Origin of the sequence: Cryobacterium tagatosivorans (assembly GCF_004402215.1) — a bacterium.
GTDB classification, from domain to species: domain Bacteria; phylum Actinomycetota; class Actinomycetes; order Actinomycetales; family Microbacteriaceae; genus Cryobacterium; species Cryobacterium tagatosivorans.
Genome location: NZ_SOEZ01000028.1, coordinates 1 through 18,556, shown reverse-complemented (window position 1 = coordinate 18,556; position 18,556 = coordinate 1). Strand labels below are relative to the sequence as shown.

Sequence of the window (18,556 nt, the reverse complement as noted above, 5' to 3'; positions counted from 1 at the left end):
TCCTCCAGGGTTTGGGCTTGTTCGGCCGACAGTACGCCCACCCGACCAACCGCAACAGCCCGTCCCGGCGGGGCGGAAAAGCGGGATTCTGCAGGGACTGCAATGAGATACTGGGCGGGTGCACATTCTCGCCGTATTGAGTATGAAGAACCGGGCGCTCATCGCGCTGATCACGATCGTCGCTGCGGTTTTCGGCAGCCTCGCCCTGACCAGCCTCAAGCAGGAGCTGATCCCCTCGCTCCAGCTGCCGCAGCTGCTGGTGTCGACGAGCTATCCCGGCGCCTCGCCCGAGGTCGTCAACGACGACGTGTCGACTCCGATCGAGACGGCGATCCAGGGCATCGCCGGACTCGAATCGACCTCGACGACGAGCAGCACGAACTCCTCCCTGATCAGCGCGACCTTCACCTATGGCACCGACCTGGTCAAGGCGGAGTCGAAGATCAGCCAGGCAATCAACCGGATCAAGTCCACCCTCCCGGAGAACATCGACCCGCAGGTGATCAGCGGCAGCATCGACGACTTCCCGGTGCTCTCGATCGCCGTGTCCGGCGGCGACCCCGAAACGCTCGCCGACGACCTCCGGCGCAGCGTGCTCGGCGACATCCGTGACGTCGAGGGCGTGCGCGATGCGGCCCTGGTCGGCGATGTCGGCCAGCGCGTGAGCATCACACCGGATGCCGCGTCCCTCGCCGCCCGAGGGTTGAGCGCCCAGGCCATTCGGGAGGCCCTGGCCCAGAACGGCTCCCTGCTGCCGGCCGGGTCGATCACCGAGGAAGACAAGACCCTCTCGGTACAAACCGGCTCGAAGCTGGGCTCGGCCGAGGACATCGCCGCGCTCCCGCTCGTCTCGCGGGTGCCCGGCGCCCCCGCCGCGACGATCGGCGACGTGGCCACGGTGGAACTGACCACCAACCCGGTGACGAGCATCTCCCGGGTGAACGGCGAGCCGGCGCTGACGATCTCCGTGACGAAGGTTCCGGCCGCGAACACCGTCGACGTCTCTGAGCAGGTCCGCGCGTTGCTGCCGACCCTCGAGGCGGCCGTCGCCGGCACGACCTTCACTGTCGTGTTCGACCAGGCCCCGTTCATCCAGGAGTCGATCGACTCGCTCACCCAGGAGGGCCTGCTCGGCCTCGCCTTCGCGGTGCTCGTGATCCTGGTCTTCCTGCTGTCGGTGCGGGCCACCCTGGTCACGGCGATTTCGATCCCCACTTCGGTCCTCATCACGTTCATCGGGCTGCAGTCGGTCGGCTACTCGCTCAACATCCTCACGCTCGGCGCGCTCACGATCGCCATCGGGCGCGTGGTCGACGACTCCATCGTCGTGATCGAGAACATCACCCGCAACCTTGTCGCCGGCCCCGACCGCGCGGCGACCATTGTTCGGGCCGTGCGCGAGGTCGCCGGCGCCATCACCGCGTCGACAGTCACAACGGTGACGGTGTTCCTGCCGATCGCCTTCGTCGGCGGCTCGACCGGGGAGTTGTTCCGGCCGTTCGCCCTCACGGTGACGATCGCCCTGCTCGCCTCGCTGCTCGTGTCGCTCACGATCGTGCCGGTGCTCGCCTTCTGGTTCCTCAAGACGCCCAAGGCCACGGCCGATGCTGCGGTCGATGAGCCGGCGCGGGCTGCCGAGCCAGGCATCACCGCGACCGCGACCAGGGCCGAGGCCGCGGCAACGGCCATCGAGTCGCTCGAGCACCCGAGCCGGCTGCAGAAGGGCTACCTCCCGGTCATCCGCTGGACCCTCAAGCATGCCGTCGCCACGCTGCTGCTCGCGGTGCTCGTGCTCGGCGGCACGATCGCCCTGCTCCCGTTGATGAAGGTCAACTTCCTCGGCTCGACCGGGCAGACCACCTTCCGCGTCATCCAGACCCTGCCCGTCGGCACGAGCCTGGCCGCGCAGGACGAGGCCGCCGCCGTCGTCGAAGACACACTCGACGGCATCGACGGCATCGACATCGTGCAGCTCTCGATCGGCGGCAGCAGTGCCGCGGCGGTCTTCAGCGGCGGCGCTCCCACCTCGAACGCCGTGACCTACTCGATCACGACCGACGACACGGTCGACCCCGACGAGGTGCAGGACGAGGTCAGGCAGGAGCTGGCGAAGCTGGACGACGTCGGCGAGATCTCGGTGGCGTCCGCCGGCGGCTTCGGCGGATCATCCGACATCGAGGTGCAGGTCACGGCCGCCACGAGCGCGGACCTGCAGACGGCGACGGATGCGATCCTGGCCGGCGTGCAGGACCTCGACGCGATCAAGCAGAGCACGAGCAACCTCGCGGCCTCACGCCCGTACATCGCGGTGACGGTTGACCGCGAGGCCGCCGCCCGCGCCGGGCTCAGCGAGCTCGCCCTGGGCACGCTGGTCTCGCAGGCCATGCAGCCGAGCGTCATCGGGTCGATCGTGATCGACGAATCGAACCTTTCCGTCTACCTCCAGTCGGCTGCAACGCCCGCTTCGACGGCCGAGCTCGCCGCCCTGCCCATCCCCACGACCGCCGGCCCGGTCGCCCTCGACACCCTCGCGACCGTCGAACAGGTCGACGGTCCGTCGACGATCACGACCACGAAGGGCCTCCGCACGGCGACGGTCTCGGCCACGCCGGACAGCAACGACCTCGGCACCGCCAACAGTCAGATGGCCACCGTGCTCGCCGAAACCGAGCTGCCCACCGGCGCCACCGCGACGCTCGGCGGCGTGACCGCCGACCAGACCGAGGCCTTCCAGCAGCTCGGCCTCGCCATGCTCGCGGCCATCCTGATCGTCTACGTCGTCATGGTGGCGACCTTCCGCTCCCTGCTGCAGCCGCTCCTGCTGCTCGTCTCTGTTCCGTTCGCGGCGACCGGTGCGATCGCCCTGCAGGTCATCACCGGCATCCCGCTCGGCGTCCCCTCGCTGATCGGCGTGCTGATGCTGATCGGGATCGTGGTCACGAACGCGATCGTGCTGATCGACCTGGTGAACCAGTACCGGCGGCGCGGGCTCTCGGTGCGCGAGGCGCTCATCTTCGGGGCATCACGCCGGCTTCGGCCGATCCTTATGACGGCGCTCGCCACGATCTTCGCGCTGCTGCCGATGGCGGCCGGCCTGACCGGGCAGGGCGGCTTCATCTCGCAGCCGCTCGCGCTCGTCGTGATCGGCGGACTGGTCTCGTCGACGCTGCTCACCCTCGTCGTGCTGCCGGTGTTGTACTTCCTCGTCGAGGGTCGGCGCGAGCGTCGGGCCGAGCGCCGGGGCCGCCGCCTTGCCGCCGTCGAGGCCGCGCCAACCACCTAGCCGAGGGCCCAGCCGCCCGCGATCGGCGTGTGCCCCACACGCCGATGGGCCGGCGATCAGAGCTGCGCGGGTGACACGCCGCTGCGCGCGTGGCGCACTACGCGCGCAGCGGCGTTGCACGCGCGCGCCTCGGACGCTGCCCGTTTGCGTGACGCGCACTTCCGGGCATCCGTGCGCCCCGGCCTGGGTGAGGTGGAGCAGGCCGTCGGCGGATGATCCGGGCGCGAGCAGCACCCCAGTGCCGCCCATCGCAGGCTCATCATGCCCCGAGTCTCGCATCCGCCGCGCGGTTTCGGGCGCCGCCGGGCGCCGACCTTGCGTGGTCCGGTCGAGTTTGGCCGGTGTGCGGGGCAAACTCGACCGGCAGTGTCAATCTCGGCGGAGGATGCTGTGGGTCAGCGACGGAGGCGCGCCACCCGGGCCAGGGCAACGCGCGCGGTTCCCTCCAACGTGGCGCGACCGCCCTGCTCGAGCAGCACGGCATCGAGGGCGGGCAGAGTGCGCTCGCCCAGGCTGAGGGACCCGGCCAGGACCACGAGCGCGACGTCTTCCCCCTCTCCGGCCTCCACAGTCCACAGCCCGGAGAAGTCCACCGAACGCAATGACCCGGTGCACCGGCCTCGCCTGGTCATCAGGTTCAGGTCGAGGGTCGGCTCGGTCACGCCGAAGGATGCCACGTCGTCTTCGCCGGCGAACCCGTGCACGTCGAACTGACCGAGGTGCAGCGGAGTGCCCCCGTCGAGCAGGTCGAGCCCCTGCGGCGAGAGCGGCATCAGCAGGCGGTCCACGCCCGGGTAACCGGAGAACGGGTTGTCACCGGCAATCGTGGCGATGCTGAGCCGCCAGTCGAACGCGGCCGGGTCGCCGCCGAGCGGACGCGCCGCCACTTCGCTGGTCACGCCGTCGCCGTTGAGCCACGGCCGGGCGACTCGGCCGGCCGCGGTCAGCACCCGCACCCCGCCCGGCACCCGCACCCCGCCCGGCTCAGACACCGCGGTGTCCGAGCCCCCGCCGCACGCCCCGCCGCCAGACCGCGGCCGTCAGGGGAACGCCCGGCCGGTAGGCAAAGTGGGCGACGGATGGCGCGTCGAGCACCTGCAGGTCGGCCAGGCCGCCCACCCGGAGCGACCCCACCGCATCCGGGCCGTGCTCGCGGCCGACGGCCCTGGCGGCCCCGCGGGTCGCGGCAAAGACGGCCTCCTCGATCGTCAGGCCCATCTGCAGCACCGCCGTGGCCACGCAGTACGGCATCGAGGTCGTGTACGACGTGCCCGGGTTGCAGTTGGTGGCCAGGGCGATGTTCGCCCCGGCGTCCAGCAGCCGCCGGGCCGGCGGGAACGGTTCGCGGGTGGACAGGTCGCAGGCCGGGAGCAGGGTCGCCACGGTCGACGACGAGGCCAGCGCGTCGATGTCCGCGGCCTCGAGGTGGTTGCAGTGGTCCACGCTCGCCGCACCCAGCTCGACCGCGAGCCGCACCCCGCCGCTGAAGCCGAGTTGGTTGCCGTGCACGCGCAGGCCGAGGCCGGCGGCGCGGCCGGCGAGGAGCACCTCGCGGGTCTCCTCCACGTCGAAGGCGCCAGCCTCGCAGAACGCGTCGATGTACTGCACGTACGGGGCCACCGCCGCGAGCATGGGCCCGGTCACGAGGTCGAGGTAGTCGCGCCGGTCGACGCCCTGCGGCACGAGGTGGGCGCCGAGGTAGGTGACGACGTCGGCCACGGCCGCCGCGGCCCGGGCCGAACGGGTTTCGCTCTCGAGGTCGAGGCCGTAGCCGGTCTTGGTCTCCAGGAACGTCGTGCCCTGCGCCTCGGCCTCCCGGCGCAGCCGCGCGGCGTTGCCGATCAGCTGCTCCTCGGTCGCCGCGCGGGTCGCCCGCACGGTGGTGTTGATCCCGCCGGCCTCGTAGCGCCGCCCGGCCATGCGGGCCTCGAACTCCGCCGCACGGTCGCCCGCGAAGACGAGGTGGGTGTGCGTGTCCACCCAGCCGGGGAGCGCCGCGCGACCGCCGACATCCGTGCGCCGGTCGGCGGCCGGCGCGTCGGCCGCCGGGCCGATCCAGGCGATCCGGCCGTCCTCGATGACCAGCGCGGCGTCCCGCAGCCGCGGTCCGTCGTCGGCCTGGCTGGTCAGCTCGCGGATGCCGGTGATCAGTTCGGTGGTCATGCGGGGTCTCCCGACGTGGCGTGATGGGTGGGCAGGGCTGCGTCGAGGGCGGCCAGGGCCTCCCGAAGCAGGTCTTCCGGCAGCATGGTCCCCGGCAACCGGCCGGCCGCGCCGTCCGTGGGCACGAGCCGCCCGGAGTCGGCGACGACCGCGCCGTGCACGATCACCCGAAGCACGTCGGACGCCGTAGCCGTGAGCGGCAGCTGGGCCGGCGCCGACCCGACGGTGCGCACGCTCTGCGTCGACAGCTCGACGAGGTCGCAGAGGTCGCCCGGGCGCAGCCGGTTCTCGCCGAGCCCGAGGGAGGCGTAGCCGTTGGTCGAGGCGGCCGCCAGGAGGGCGCCCGGGTCGAACCGTCCGCGCTCGCCGGAGGCCAGCCGTTCGCCGGCCTCGAGGCCGCGCATCTCGAGCAGCGGGTCGACGACGGCGTTCTGGTCGGAGCCGAGCGCGATCCGGGCGCCGGCGTCGGCGAGCCGCCGCGCCGGGCCGATCCCATCGCCGAGGTCGGCCTCTGTCGTCGGACACATGACGACCGTCGCGCCGGCTGCCCCGATCAGCGTGACGTCATCGCCGGTGAGGTGGGTGGCGTGCACGACGCTCAGCCGCGGCGTCAGCGCGCCGAGGCCGGCGAGCACGCCGGTCGGCGTCCGGCCGTACTCGGCCAGGCAGTCCGCGTTCTCCTGCGGCTGCTCGGAGAGGTGGATGTGCACGGGCACCGCCGCCGGCAGGCCCGCGAGCACCTCCCGCATCGCGGCCGGGGGCACGGCGCGAACGGAGTGGATCGCCGCTCCGAGGCTGACCCGGGCGTCCGGGTCCGCGCCGAGCGTCTCGCCCAGAGAGTGCCAGCGTGCCAGCCAGCCGGCCGCGGAGCCGTCGCCGAAGGCGCGCTGCCCCGGCGCGAGCGGAAGCCCGATTCCGCCGGCCAGGTAGACGGTGTCGAGCAGCACGAGACGGATGCCCACCTCGCGCGCCGCAGCCGCCAGCGCCAGCTCCATGGCGTGCTCGGTCTCGTACCCGGAGCCGTCCGGCCGGTGGTGCAGGTAGTGGAACTCGCCGACCGCGGTCCAGCCGCAGACCAGCATCTCGGCGAACATGGCGCGGGCGAGGGCGTAGTACCGGTCGGGGTCGAGCCGGCCGGCCGCGAGGTACATCGCCTCCCGCCACTGCCAGAAGTCGCCTCCGTCCGCGTGGGTGCGGCCGCGGAGGGCGCGGTGGAAGGCATGCGAATGCGCGTTGGCCATCCCCGGCAGCACGGTGCCGAGGCGCACGTCGTCCGGCAGCGGTTCGGAGCCGGCCGTGACCCCGGACAAGCGACCGTCGGCGCCGACCTCGAGGCGGACCCCGGGAGTCGGCACGCCGTCGACGAGCAGCGTCTCGCACCAGTAGGCGGGTCCGGGCGCGCCGGCCGCGTCACCCAGCGGAGGGCTCGCCGCGCCCCTCGCGCCCGTGCCGCTCACAGCGTCCCCCGCGGCGTCGCTCACAGCAGGCTCCTCAGCAGCTTCTCCAGCGCCTCGACGCCCTGGACGCAGTCCTCGGCGGAGGCGAACTCCTCGGGCGAGTGCGAGATGCCGGTGGGGTTGCGCACGAAGAGCATCGCGCTCGGCACGCTCGCCGCGAGCACCCCGGCGTCGTGCCCGGCGCCCGTCGGTAGGGCGGGCACGCCGCCCAGCGCCGCGCTGAACCGGTCGCGCAGGGCGGGGTCGAAGTGCACCGCGCCGGCCCAGGATTCCTCGACGACGGCGACGGAGCATCCGTTTTCCGCCACCGCCTCGTCGACCCGGGTGGTGATCTCGCCCAGCAGGGCGCGGGTCTCCTCGTCGGTCTCCGCCCGGGCGTCGAGCCAGGCCTGCACGCTTGACGCGATCACGTTCGTGCCGCCCGGTACGATGTTCATCCGGCCGACGGTGGCGCGGGTTCCCGGGCGGGCCGAGGCCGCGTCCTGCACGGCGAGCACGGCGCGCGCGGCCGCGACGATCGGGTCGCGCCGGTCGGCCATCAGGGTGGCGCCGGCGTGGTTGCCCTGGCCGGTCACGGTGAGGCGCCAGCGTCCGTGCGCGAGGATCGACGAGGCCACGGCCACCGGGTGGCCGAGGTCGATCAGGCCGCGTCCCTGCTCGACGTGCAGCTCGACGAACAGGCCGATCCGATCCAGGGCCTCACGGTCGGTGCCGAGGTGCGCCGGGTCGAGTCCGGCGCGCGCGGATGCCTCGGCCAGCGTCACCCCGTCCGGGTCGACGAGGGCCCGTGCGCGGTCGGCGCCCAGCGCCCCGGTCATCAGCCTCGAGCCGAGGCAGGCGATGCCGAAGCGGGAGCCCTCCTCCTCCGCGAAGACGAGGATCGCACAGGGGCGCGACGGCGTGAAGCCGGTCGCCTGCAGCCGGGCGATGGCGTCGAGCGCCGACACGACGCCGAGGGGGCCGTCGTAGGCGCCGCCGCCGGGCACCGAGTCGAGGTGGCTGCCGGTGACGACGGCATCCGGCCCCGGGGTTCCCCACCAGGCCCAGACGTTGCCGTTGCGGTCGGTCTCGACATCGAGCCCGAGGCGCTGGGCCCGTTCGACGAACCAGGCGCGCAGTTCGAGGTCGGCGGCCTGCCAGACGTGCCGGGAGTAGCCGCCGCGGTGGGCGTCCCGGCCGGTCTCGGCGATCTCGTCGAGCCCGGCCAGCATGCCGTGCGCGGTGAGCCCGCTCACCGGCGGACCGCGTTCAGCCCGTGAGGGGTCGCATATCGACCTTCGTTGGCCCCGGGAACGTCGATCTGCGACCCCTCACGTGGGAAACGGGCCGGCGTGGTCACTTCGACTCCATCATCGGCACGCGCAGGCCGCGCTCCCTGGCGACCTCTTCGGCCCGCTCGTAGCCGGCGTCGACGTGGCGCATCACGCCGGTGCCGGGGTCGTTGGTGAGCACGCGCTCGATCTTCTCGGCGGCCAGCGCTGTGCCGTCGGCGACGATGACCTGGCCGGCGTGGATGCTGCGGCCGATGCCGACGCCGCCGCCGTGGTGGATCGACACCCAGGTGGCGCCGGACGCGGTGTTCAGCAGGGCGTTCAGCAGCGGCCAGTCGGCGATCGCGTCGGAGCCGTCCAACATGTCCTCGGTCTCACGGTAGGGAGAGGCGACCGAGCCGGAGTCGAGGTGGTCGCGGCCGATCACGATCGGGGCGCTGAGCTCCCCGGAGGCGACCATCTCGTTGAATTTGAGGCCGGCGAGGTGGCGTTCCTTGTAGCCGAGCCAGCAGATCCGGGCCGGCAGGCCCTCGAAGTGCACCTTGTCTTGCGCCTTGGTGATCCACCGGCGCAGGTGCTCGTCCTCCGGGAACAGCTCGACGATGGCCTTGTCGGTGGCCGCGATGTCGGCCGGGTCGCCCGACAGTGCCACCCAGCGGAACGGCCCCTTGCCCTCGGCGAAGAGCGGGCGGATGTAGGCGGGCACGAACCCGGGGAAGTCGAAGGCGCGGTCGTAGCCGCCGAGCTGCGCCTCGGCGCGGATCGAGTTGCCGTAGTCGAAGACCTCGGCGCCGGCATCCTGGAACTCGACCATCGCCTTCACCTGCTTCGCCATGGATGCGCGTGCCCGCTCGGTGAACTCCTCGGGCTCGGCGGCCGCGTAGCTGTGCCATTCCTCCACGGTGACGCCCTCCGGGAGGTAGGAGAGCGGGTCGTGCGCGCTGGTCTGGTCGGTGACGATGTCGATCGGCACCTTGCGGGCGAGCAACTCGGGGAAGACGGTCGCGGCGTTGCCGACCAGGCCGACGGAGAGGGCGCGCTTCTCGGCCTTGGCGGCGAGCACCCGGGCGATGGCGTCGTCGAGGTCGGTCGCCAGCTCGTCGAGGTAACCGTGGTCGACGCGGCGCTGCAACCGGGACTCATCGACGTCGACGATCAGCACGGCGCCCTCGTTCATCGTGACGGCGAGCGGCTGCGCGCCGCCCATGCCGCCGGCCCCGCCGGTGAGGGTGAGGGTGCCGGCCAGGGTTCCGCCACTCTGCCCCTCAGGCCCGCCCTTGCGGGCGGCGATCTTCGCGGCGACGGCGGCGAAGGTCTCATAGGTGCCCTGCAGGATGCCCTGGGTGCCGATGTAGATCCAGGAGCCGGCCGTCATCTGGCCGTACATCGTCAGGCCGAGCGCCTCGAGCCGGCGGAACTCCGGCCAGGTGGCCCAATCGCCGACGAGGTTGGAGTTGGCGATGAGCACCCTCGGCGCCCACTCGTTGGTGCGGAACACGCCCACGGGCTTGCCGGACTGCACGAGCAGGGTCTCGTCCTTCTCCAGCGTGGTGAGGGTGCGCACGATCGCGTCGTAGGCCTCCCAGTTGCGGGCCGCCTTGCCCGTTCCGCCGTAGACGACGAGGTTCTCCGGGTGCTCGGCCACCTCGGGGTCGAGATTGTTCATCAGCATCCGCAGCGGGCCCTCGGTCTGCCAGCTCTTCGCGGTCAGCTCGGTTCCGCGGGCGGCGCGGACGGGGCGGGATTCAGACATCGGTGTCTCCTTGGGATTTTCATTTTCATATGCGCCGAACCGTGAGTTTGGCACCTTCGTTCACCCAACGAAGGTGCCAAACTCACGGTTCGGTGAGAGGGGTGAGGGGGGATGCGCCGAGGCCGGCGGAAACGCGGTCGGCGGCGGCGGCCAGCAGGGGGCCGTAGAGTTCGATGTCGGCGGGGGTGACGCGGTAGCTCGGGATGACGAGGCTGAGGGCGGCCACGACGCGCTCGCCGGAGCGGATCGGGGCGGCGATCGCGGTGACATCCGTCTCGACGCCGCGCTCGGCGACGACGTAGCCGGCCGCCGGCGTTCGGCCGGCCAGCACCTGGCCGGAGGCCGACTGGTCGAGCGGAACGGTGCGACCGACCCAGCTGGCGTGCCGGACCGAGTGCGTGCCCTCGACGATGGCGAGGTACAACGCCGTGCGGGCGTGGCCTTCGACGCTCAGGTAGACGGATTCGCCGGTCGCGGCGACGAGTTCCTCCATCACCGGGCGGCAGAGCGGGGCGAGCGACTCGTTGCTCAGCGACTGTGCGCCGAGCTGGATCAGCCGGCTGCCGGGACGGTAACTGCCGTCGTCGTCCTTGCGCACGAATCCGCTCGTTTCGAGGGTGCGCAGCAGGCGCAGGGCGGTGCTCGGCGAGAGGTCGACGGCGCGGGAGCTGGCGGAGAGGGTGAGGCCGTCCCCGTCGCAGATCACGGCGAGCAGGCTGAGGGCGCGTTCCACGGTGCGGGTGGATGGCTCGGCCACGGTGCTCCTTCGGTGCTCGGTCTGCCATCTAGTAAAATACAAATGTCACTGAATGGCAATAGCGCCGGAGCAACCCGTCCCGCCCGGGAGTGAGCGTGCCCGCACCCGCGCCGGAACGCCAGAGGCCGACGCGCCGCGGGTCAGCGGGTCAGCGGCCGAGGATGACTCCGCGTTCGGCCAGATACGGCTGGGCATCGACCCGAGTGCCGTTCACCCGCACTTCGAAGTGCAGGTGGCAGCCGGTGGACGCCCCGGTGCTGCCGACGCCCGCGATGACCTCCCCGGCGATGACCGCGTCGCCGACCGCCACGAAGGTCTGCCCGGGCGCCACGTGCGCGTAGCCGGTCTCCACCCCGTTCCCGTGGTCGATCAGGATCCAATTGCCGTAAGTGCCGGCCGAGCCGGCGGCCACGACCACCCCGGCGTTCGCCGCGTAGATCGCCGCGCCGCAGGACGCCCCGATGTCGGTGCCGTAGTGCACGGCGCCCACCCCGGGGACGGGGCGTGTGGGGCGCGGGCCGAAAACGTCGTTGATGCTGCCGACGGCCGGTGTCACCCAGCCCAGCGCGTTCGGCCGTCCGGCCGGGATCGCCGCGCGGATGTCGTTGAGCCGGGTCAGCCCGGACATCCCGACCGGAGCGCTGACGGACAGGAGGGCCAGCCGCGCGGTGGCGGCGGCCAGGGCGGCCTCGGCCGCGTTCATCGCGGTGAGCGCCTGCGCGACGGGGACCTGCTGCACGGCCGCCTGCGCCGCGGCCTCCTGCTCGGACAGGGCCAGCGCCCGCGCGCTGTCGGCCTCGACGCGTTCGCGGATGGCGTCCATGTTGCCGGTCAGCTTCGCCAACTTGTCGAGGGTCCCCAGCTGGTAGAGGAGGTTGCCGCCGTTCTGCGAGTCGAGCAGGACGTCGGCGGTCGCCGTGCCGGACTGCTGCTGGGCCAGGGCCCGGATGAGCGCGGCCAGGACGCGCCTGGACGTGTCGGCGGTGGCCGCGGCGTCTTCGGCGAGGGCGTGGACCAGGTCGACCCGGGCCAGGGCGGCGTCGAACTCGGCTTTGGCCGACGCGTAGTCGAGTTTCGCCGCGTCGAGGGCGGCCTGGGCGCTCGCCACCGCGGACCGTGCGGCGGAGTACGCCGCCGCCCTCTCGGCCGCGGCCCGGACGACCGCAGCCCTGTCCTCCGCGGCCCTCGCCGCCGCGGCACGGGCCGCTGCTGCGGCACGCTCGGCCATGAGGGCGGCCGACGGCCGGTTCACCCTCTCGGGGATGGGGTCGACCTCGGGCTGAGCGGGCTTCGGCTTGGGTGCCGGCGGTGTCGGTGCGGCGGGCGGGGTAGTCGGCGTCGCAGGCGTGGGACCGGGTTCCGGGTCCGCGGTTTGTTCGGGAGTGGGATCCGTCTGTGGTTCGGGGGTGGGTTCGGGGGTGGGACCAGAGGAGGGATCTGGCTCCGGATCCACCGTCGGTTCGGGATCGACCGTGGCATCCGGGGGCGTCGCTGGTTCCGGCTCGGCGACGGGGGTAGGTTCGGCGTCCGGCGGGGGAGTGGGGGTCGTGTCAACGGCCGGCTCGGGCACGGGTTCCGGCGCGGGAGCCGGGACCGGGGCGGGGTCGGCTCCATCGTCCGACGGCGCCGCTGGGGCGGGTGCCGTCGGTTCCGGAGCCGTCGGATCCGAGACCGCCGGGTCCGCGCTGGAGACCGGGGCAGGCGCCGACGTTACTTCCTCGGCGCTGGCCATCGCGGGCGCACCGAAGACCACGAGCGACATCGCCACCACGGATGCGATCGGCAGGCTCGCAATCGGCAAGCCCCAACGGCGCAACCTTCCGACGCCCGCTGGGCGTCGGGGGAGTTCGTTCGGTTGAAGCGACATTCCGACCGGCTATCCATCTTCGGGGTATGGATGGTTCGATGCACCGACCAGAACGGACCGGCGTTGCGCCAGTATTACATGCGGCCATAGGGGGCACAACCACCTGTATTGGGCCCCCCAGGCGCGAGTCAGCCCAGGGTCGGGGCGATCCGCGCGGCGGCATCCCGCACCGCACCGGTCTGCACCAGCCCGACGATCGCCTCGATTTCCGGCGACAGGAACCGGTCGTGCCCCGGCCCCTCGGCGACCGTGCGCACCAGGTCGCGCACGGCGGCGGTGGCCGGGCCGGGCAGCAGGGGCGCCCGGAGGTCCAGAGACCGGGCCGCGGTCATGATCTCGATCGCCAGCACCCGGCCGAGGCCATCGATCGACTTCCGCAGCTTGCGCGCGGCCGCCCAGCCCATCGACACGTGGTCCTCCTGCATGGCCGAGGACGGGATCGAGTCGACGGATGCCGGCGCCGCCAGCCGCTTGAGCTCCGAAACGATCCCGGCCGCCGTGTACTGCGCGATCATCAGGCCGGAGTCGACGCCGACCTCGTGCGCGAGGAACGGCGGGAGGCCCTTGTTCCGTGAGGCGTCCAGGTGGCGGTCGGTGCGGCGTTCGCTCATGCTCGCGACGTCCGCCGCCGCGATGGCGAGGAAATCGAGGACGTAGCCGACCGGGGCTCCGTGGAAGTTCCCATTGGACTCGACGCGGCCGTCGAGGGTCACGACGGGGTTGTCCACGGCGCTCTCCAGCTCTCGTCCGGCGATCAGCGCGGCATGGTCGGCGGTGTCCCTGGCCGCGCCGTGCACCTGGGGCGAACAGCGCAGCGAGTACGCGTCCTGCACCGTCGGGTCCTCGGGCCCGGCGTGGCTGGCGAGCAGCGGGGAACCGGCGAGCAGGGCGCGCAGGTTCGTCGCGCTCCGGGCCTGGCCCAGCTGGGGGCGGAGGGCCTGCAGGTCGGCGGCGAACGTGGCATCCGTGCCGAGCAGGGCCTCGACGCTCATGGCAGCCGCGATGTCGGCCGTCGTCAGGAGCCGGCCGAGGTCGTCGAGGGCGAGCACCAGCATTCCGAGCATGCCGTCGGTACCGTTGATGAGGGCCAGGCCCTCCTTCTCGGCCAGCACGACCGGTTCGATGCCGGCCGCGCGGAGCGCGTCGCCGGCGTGCAGCCAGGTTCCGGCGGCATCCCGCACCTCACCCTCGCCCATGATCGCCAGCGCGCAGTGGGCCAGGGGGGCGAGGTCGCCCGAGCAGCCGAGCGAGCCGTATTCGCGCACGATCGGGGTGATTCCGGCATTGAGCAGGGCGGCGTAGGTCTGTGCCGTGGCGGGCCGCACGCCGGTGCGCCCGGTCATCAGGGTGGAGAGCCGCAGCAGCATGAGCGCGCGCACCACTTCGCGCTCGACCTCGGGGCCGCTGCCCGCGGCGTGCGAGCGCACGAGGCTCGCCTGCAGCTGGGCGCGGCGGTCGGCGGTGATGAACGTCGTCGCGAGGGCGCCGAAGCCGGTCGAGATGCCGTAGTGCGGGTCGACGTCCTCGGCCAGCGCGTCGATGATGCGCCGGGTCGCCGTGACCCCCTCGAGCGCGGTCGGGTCGAGCGTGATCGGGGCGCCCTGGCGGGCCACGGCGACGACGTCGGCGAAGGAGACCGGGCCGGTGCCCACGGTCACGGATGCTGCGGAGAAGGTCATACTCCGATTGCACACCACCGCCGGGCTGCCGCGGGCGTGTCTAGACTCGTTACCGTCCGGTATCCCGGACACTTCACGGACCGGGCAGGGCGGAGCGATGGCGCAGGCGACGGAATCGGCACCTTCCCACGGGCCGGCACGATCGACGGCCCCCGCGCGGTCGAAGGCCCCCGCGCGGTCGAAGGCCCCCGCGCGGTCCAAGGTTCCCGCGGCGGAGGGCACGCTGCGCATCCTCTCCCACCTCGCCACCCAGCGCGGGCCGGTGCCGGCCTCCACCATCGCGACCGCCCTCGGCCTGCCCCGGTCGACCGTGTACCAGCTGCTCGCGGTGCTCGCCGAGCGCGGCTTCGTCGTGCACCTGCCCGAGGAACGCCGCTACGGTCTGGGCCTGGCCGCGTTCGAACTGAGCACGGGGTTCTCCCGCCAGGAGCCGCTGTCCCACCTCGGCCGCCCGCTGGTCGCGCAGCTCGTCGACCGGCTCGGCGAGAGCGCACACCTTGTCGTGCTGCACGGCCGCGACGTCATCTACCTGGTCGAGGAACGCGCCCCTCTCCGGCCGTCGCTGGTGACGGATGTCGGGGTGCGCCTGCCCGGACACCTCACCGCGAGCGGCCGCGCGCTCCTCGCAGCGCTGCCGGCGGCCCAGCTGCGGGCGCTGTACCCGAACGCGGCCGCCTTCCAGGAGCGGGACGGCCGCGGCCCGCGCACGGCGACCGAGTTGCGCCGCCTGCTCGATCAGGTCCGCCGGCAGGGCTACGCGCAGGAGGACGGTGAGATCACCGCCGGCATGGCCTCGGTCGCGGTGGCCGTGCGCGACCACGCCGGCTGGCCGGCCGCGAGCATCGCGGTGACCTTTCCCCGCGAAGCGATCGCGGAGGCGGACTGGCCGGCCCTGGCCGAGCGGATCTCGGGCACGGCGGCCGAGCTGTCCCGGCGCATCCGCGGGCGGCAGCCGGCCTGAGCGGGACGCCCCCGGAGGTTCCCAGTTCAGTTGCGGACAAAGTACCTTCAATTTCGCAACGAAGGTACTTTCTCCGCGACTCAACCCGACTGCCGTCAGGGCGCCACGAGGTGTCGGTGCAGGAAGGCGGCGACCTTCACGCGCATCGTCGCGTCGAGGATGCCGATCGAGTGCAGGGTGCCTGGCACGGTCACCAGTTCGTTCGGGATGCCGAGCCGGTCGAGCCTGGATACATAGTCGATGGACTGGGCGAGTGGGATGAACTCCTCGGCGGCCGCGCCGATGAAGACGGGCGGGTCGCTCCGGTCGAGTTCGCTGAGCGGCGACGCGGCCCTGGCCTGCGGGCAATCGGCCAGCGACGCGCAGCCGAGGTAGCTCTGCACGATCCGCTGCAGCCCGGCGGGCGCGTTGCCGACGACGAGCGCCTCGTGCCCCAGGTCGGTGGGCCCGGAGAGCTCGGCGACGGCGGCGACGCGGGCACCCTCGGTGAGCGATCCGGAGCCGCGCGCGCCGAGCAGCGCTGCCAGGTTGCCGCCGGCCGAGCCGCCGAACGCGCCGATGCGGTCGGGATCGATGCCGTACCGCGCGGCATTGTCCGCCTGGCGGATCCACTCGACCGCGAGGCCCAGGTCGTCGATGGCGGCCGGGAACAGGGCATCCGGCACGAGGCGGTAGTTCACCGAGTAGGCGACGAAGCCCTCGCTGGCCAGCCAGGTGCACACGGCCCGCCAGTCCGAGTTGCCCTTGTCGCCGCGAGCCCAGCTGCCGCCGTGGATGGAGACGACGGCCGACCGCGGCGCACCCGCTTCGGTGTCGCCGGTGGGCGAGCAGACGTCGAGGGTGAGCAGCGCGCCGTCCGACTGGGTGCCGTAGACGACATCCGTGGCCACGCTGATGCCGTCGGGCCGGCTGAAGGTGCGGATGCCGACGACCTCGGTCGTGACCAGCTCACTTCGGGTGGCCCCCGGCTCGTCAGGGGTGACGGGGTGCAGCTCGGTGTGGAACCCGCCGAGGAGGGCCGTGGCCGCCACGGCGATTCCGCCCGCGCAGGCGATGGCCAGGAGCCGGAGGCGGCGGGACGGGCGATGGCCAGGTGTCACGGCTGCTCCGGGCTGAAGGGTGGGGGTGCGGGTGAGTTGAGGATAGTTCCCTTCGTGCCCGGGCGGCGAATCCCCTTCAGGGGGCAGGGGTGGGGATGTCTTCGGCGTCGCGCTCGACGCTGGGGCGCAGGGCGACGAGGATGCGCCGCAGGTCCATTTCCACCGCGGCCGCGGCGCTGATCGCCTCGGCCCCGGAGTGCCGTTGCCGGTCCAGCTCCGCCCTGAGCGAGCGCAGCTCCGCTTCGGCCTCGTCGCGGGGCGGCGCCAGCACCCCGGTGCCGGAGTCCCACTCATCCAGGATCCGGGCCACCGATCGGATGGCGGCGCCGAGGGGAGGCCGCAGTTCGCCGGGCACCTCGACCGGGAGTGGCTTGCCCCAGACCGCCCCGGCCAGCACGTCGGTCAGGTTCCGCACATGGAAGGACACCGTCTCCAGGGCCGCCACGTCGTCGTAGTCGGCCGGGAGATCCCGGCGGTGGATGAGCGCGCGCGGGTTCCCCCGGCGGCTCTCGTCCGCGTGCACCACCGCCGCACGCACCTCGCCCGCCGTCCGGCTGAGCGTGTCGCCGCGTGTCGCCCAGGCTTCGTGCTCCGGCGGCCAGCTCTCCGTCAGGGCTTCGCTGATGTCCCGGAGGTGCCGGGCCAGGGTGGTGCGGAAGCGTGAGAGCTCTGCCGCGGCGGCGTTCTGCCTGAGCGGGGGCAGGATCAGCAGGTTGACGGCCAGGCCGACGGAAATGCCGAGGCACACCTGCACCAGGTACCCGATCGAGTACGAGTCCGCGTTCGGCCCACCCACGATCAGCACGAACAACGCGGTCACGGGCACGAACTCCCGGGCCGTGGTGATCCGGTGGTTGCCCGAGATAAGGAATCCAATGCCGACCACGAGCGAGATCGTGAAAACATTCGGCTCGCTGAATACGATGACCACGCCCGCCAGGAGCACGCCGATGGCCAGCCCGGCCACGGTCTGCAGGCCGTTCTTCACCGAACCCATCAACGTCGGGGCCATGCTCACCAGCGCCCCGAGCGGGGCGTAGTACGGGTAGTCGTTGGCGACGCCCGGCAGGTACGGCGCGATCGACCACGAGATCCCGACGGCGAGGGCGGCCTTGGCCGCCAGGAGAAGCTCCGGATGCCGCACCCCGGATTTCAGCCGTGCGGCGGCCCGCCTGAGGCGGCCGTCCTCCGCCCGGTCAGAGGCTTTTCGCGAAACAGACACTGAACTCCTCGCCGATTTACTGGCCGAACTGCGGGATCTCGCGGTAGCCCTGACGGGGCGATTCGATGGCAATGGTCGTGCGCATGGCTACAGGCTAATTGAGATTGGTCCGTGACATTGGGGGAACAATCGGGTAACGTAGGTAAGTCGGCTCTTGACACCGCGCTATTTTCACGTGTGCGCGGATGGGTTTGTAAGTCAGGATGGGCCGGTTTCCCAGTAATCCGCTGGTGAAAAATCACTGTATGTGAACGGCCCGGCCATCGACTGCCCGGGTGCTCAGGTTGCGTCGCGTATGTGCGTCGTCGTTCTGCCATGTACTCAACACAACCCAGAAACACCGTTATGCCTTTTGACAAGAAGCCAGCCAAGAATTTCGACCCGAAGTACGCCTCGAAGGGCGGCCCCAGCAGGGGCGGCTCGAACTCCGGCAGCAAGAGCCCTGGTCACCGCGGCTACCGCGCCGACGAGGGTGCGCCCAAGAAGCAGCGCTGGAACGCGGACGAGCGCGCGGCGCGTGCCTCGGAGCGTCCCGCCGGCGATCGTCCGGCCTACGGCGCACGCACCGAGCGACCGGCCACCGGCCAGCGCGGCGAGCGCCCGGCCTACGGCGACCGCCCGAACCGCACCGAGCGTCCGGCCTACGGCGACCGCGCCCCGCGCACGGATCGTCCCGCCTACAACAAGGACCGTCCCGCCTACGGCGACCGCGCCCCGCGCACCGACCGTCCCGCGTACAACAACGACCGTCCGAACCGCACCGAGCGTCCGTCGTACGGCGACCGTCCGGCGCGCACGGACCGTCCGGCGTACAACACCGACCGTCCGTCTTACGGCGACCGTCCGAACCGCACCGAGCGTCCGTCGTACGGCGACCGTCCGGCGCGCACGGACCGTCCGGCGTACAACACCGACCGACCGTCGTACGGTGACCGCCCGAACAGGACCGAGCGCCCGTCCTACGGCGACCGTCCCGCCCGCACGGACCGTCCCGCCCGCACGGACCGTCCCGCGTACAACAACGACCGCCCGAACCGCACCGA

At 72.3% G+C, this 18,556-nt stretch carries 12 protein-coding genes and 1 pseudogene; 3 read left to right on the top strand and 10 right to left on the bottom strand.

The window, feature by feature from the left end; all coding sequences use genetic code 11:
* Positions 1 to 118: 118 nt before the first annotated feature.
* A complete protein-coding gene (locus E3O23_RS05370; protein ID WP_134488902.1) occupies positions 119 to 3,283 on the top strand; it encodes an efflux RND transporter permease subunit in 3,165 nt (1,054 codons plus the stop codon).
* A 395-nt stretch (positions 3,284 to 3,678) separates the two neighbouring features.
* On the opposite strand, the gene E3O23_RS05365 is transcribed toward E3O23_RS05370, so the two are convergent.
* From E3O23_RS05365 to hutH, 8 genes are all read right to left on the bottom strand, one after another.
* Complete coding sequence (locus E3O23_RS05365; RefSeq protein ID WP_134488900.1) at positions 3,679 to 4,275, bottom strand: HutD/Ves family protein; 597 nt, start codon at positions 4,273 to 4,275, stop codon at positions 3,679 to 3,681.
* The gene (gene hutI / locus E3O23_RS05360) at positions 4,268 to 5,446 is read right to left on the bottom strand and encodes an imidazolonepropionase (protein WP_134488898.1); all 1,179 of its coding nucleotides are present in this window, start codon (positions 5,444 to 5,446) and stop codon (positions 4,268 to 4,270) included. The genes E3O23_RS05365 and hutI overlap by 8 nt, the downstream gene beginning before the upstream one ends.
* On the bottom strand, positions 5,443 to 6,927 hold the full coding sequence (locus E3O23_RS05355) for a formimidoylglutamate deiminase (protein ID WP_241983333.1): 1,485 nt from the start codon (positions 6,925 to 6,927) through the stop codon (positions 5,443 to 5,445). Before E3O23_RS05355 ends, hutI begins: the two co-directional genes overlap by 4 nt.
* The gene (locus tag E3O23_RS05350; RefSeq protein WP_134488939.1) at positions 6,924 to 8,114 is read right to left on the bottom strand and encodes an allantoate amidohydrolase; all 1,191 of its coding nucleotides are present in this window, start codon (positions 8,112 to 8,114) and stop codon (positions 6,924 to 6,926) included. Before E3O23_RS05350 ends, E3O23_RS05355 begins: the two co-directional genes overlap by 4 nt.
* Before the next feature lie 124 nt (positions 8,115 to 8,238).
* On the bottom strand, positions 8,239 to 9,927 hold the full coding sequence (gene hutU / locus E3O23_RS05345) for a urocanate hydratase (RefSeq protein WP_134488896.1): 1,689 nt from the start codon (positions 9,925 to 9,927) through the stop codon (positions 8,239 to 8,241).
* An 82-nt stretch (positions 9,928 to 10,009) separates the two neighbouring features.
* On the bottom strand, positions 10,010 to 10,684 hold the full coding sequence (locus E3O23_RS05340) for an IclR family transcriptional regulator (protein WP_134488894.1): 675 nt from the start codon (positions 10,682 to 10,684) through the stop codon (positions 10,010 to 10,012).
* Positions 10,685 to 10,832: 148 nt separating this feature from the next.
* The gene (locus tag E3O23_RS05335; protein WP_134488892.1) at positions 10,833 to 12,485 is read right to left on the bottom strand and encodes a M23 family metallopeptidase; all 1,653 of its coding nucleotides are present in this window, start codon (positions 12,483 to 12,485) and stop codon (positions 10,833 to 10,835) included.
* A 194-nt stretch (positions 12,486 to 12,679) separates the two neighbouring features.
* Positions 12,680 to 14,230 (bottom strand): histidine ammonia-lyase, encoded by a 1,551-nt coding sequence (gene hutH / locus E3O23_RS05330; protein ID WP_134488890.1) that lies wholly within the window; start codon positions 14,228 to 14,230, stop codon positions 12,680 to 12,682.
* Between the two features lie 97 nt (positions 14,231 to 14,327).
* Here hutH and E3O23_RS05325 point away from each other — a divergent pair, with 97 nt between their 5' ends.
* A complete protein-coding gene (locus tag E3O23_RS05325) occupies positions 14,328 to 15,191 on the top strand; it encodes an IclR family transcriptional regulator (protein ID WP_134488889.1) in 864 nt (287 codons plus the stop codon).
* Between the two features lie 95 nt (positions 15,192 to 15,286).
* Here E3O23_RS05325 and E3O23_RS05320 read toward each other — a convergent pair whose 3' ends face one another.
* Positions 15,287 to 16,291 (bottom strand): alpha/beta hydrolase, encoded by a 1,005-nt coding sequence (locus E3O23_RS05320; RefSeq protein ID WP_166790411.1) that lies wholly within the window; start codon positions 16,289 to 16,291, stop codon positions 15,287 to 15,289.
* Positions 16,292 to 16,367: 76 nt separating this feature from the next.
* On the bottom strand, positions 16,368 to 17,513 hold the full coding sequence (locus E3O23_RS05315; RefSeq protein WP_134488885.1) for an FUSC family protein: 1,146 nt from the start codon (positions 17,511 to 17,513) through the stop codon (positions 16,368 to 16,370).
* A 345-nt stretch (positions 17,514 to 17,858) separates the two neighbouring features.
* Here E3O23_RS05315 and E3O23_RS18265 point away from each other — a divergent pair.
* A pseudogene (locus E3O23_RS18265) lies at positions 17,859 to 18,556 on the top strand (DEAD/DEAH box helicase); the annotation flags it as partial.

Coding starts and splice junctions, on each gene's coding strand:
- hutI (WP_134488898.1), bottom strand. CDS start 5,446: ATGACCACCGAACTGATCACCGGCATCCGCGAGCTGACCAGCCAGGCC.
- E3O23_RS05350 (WP_134488939.1), bottom strand. CDS start 8,114: ATGCTGGCCGGGCTCGACGAGATCGCCGAGACCGGCCGGGACGCCCAC.
- hutU (WP_134488896.1), bottom strand. CDS start 9,927: ATGTCTGAATCCCGCCCCGTCCGCGCCGCCCGCGGAACCGAGCTGACC.
- hutH (WP_134488890.1), bottom strand. CDS start 14,230: ATGACCTTCTCCGCAGCATCCGTGACCGTGGGCACCGGCCCGGTCTCC.
- E3O23_RS05325 (WP_134488889.1), top strand. CDS start 14,328: ATGGCGCAGGCGACGGAATCGGCACCTTCCCACGGGCCGGCACGATCG.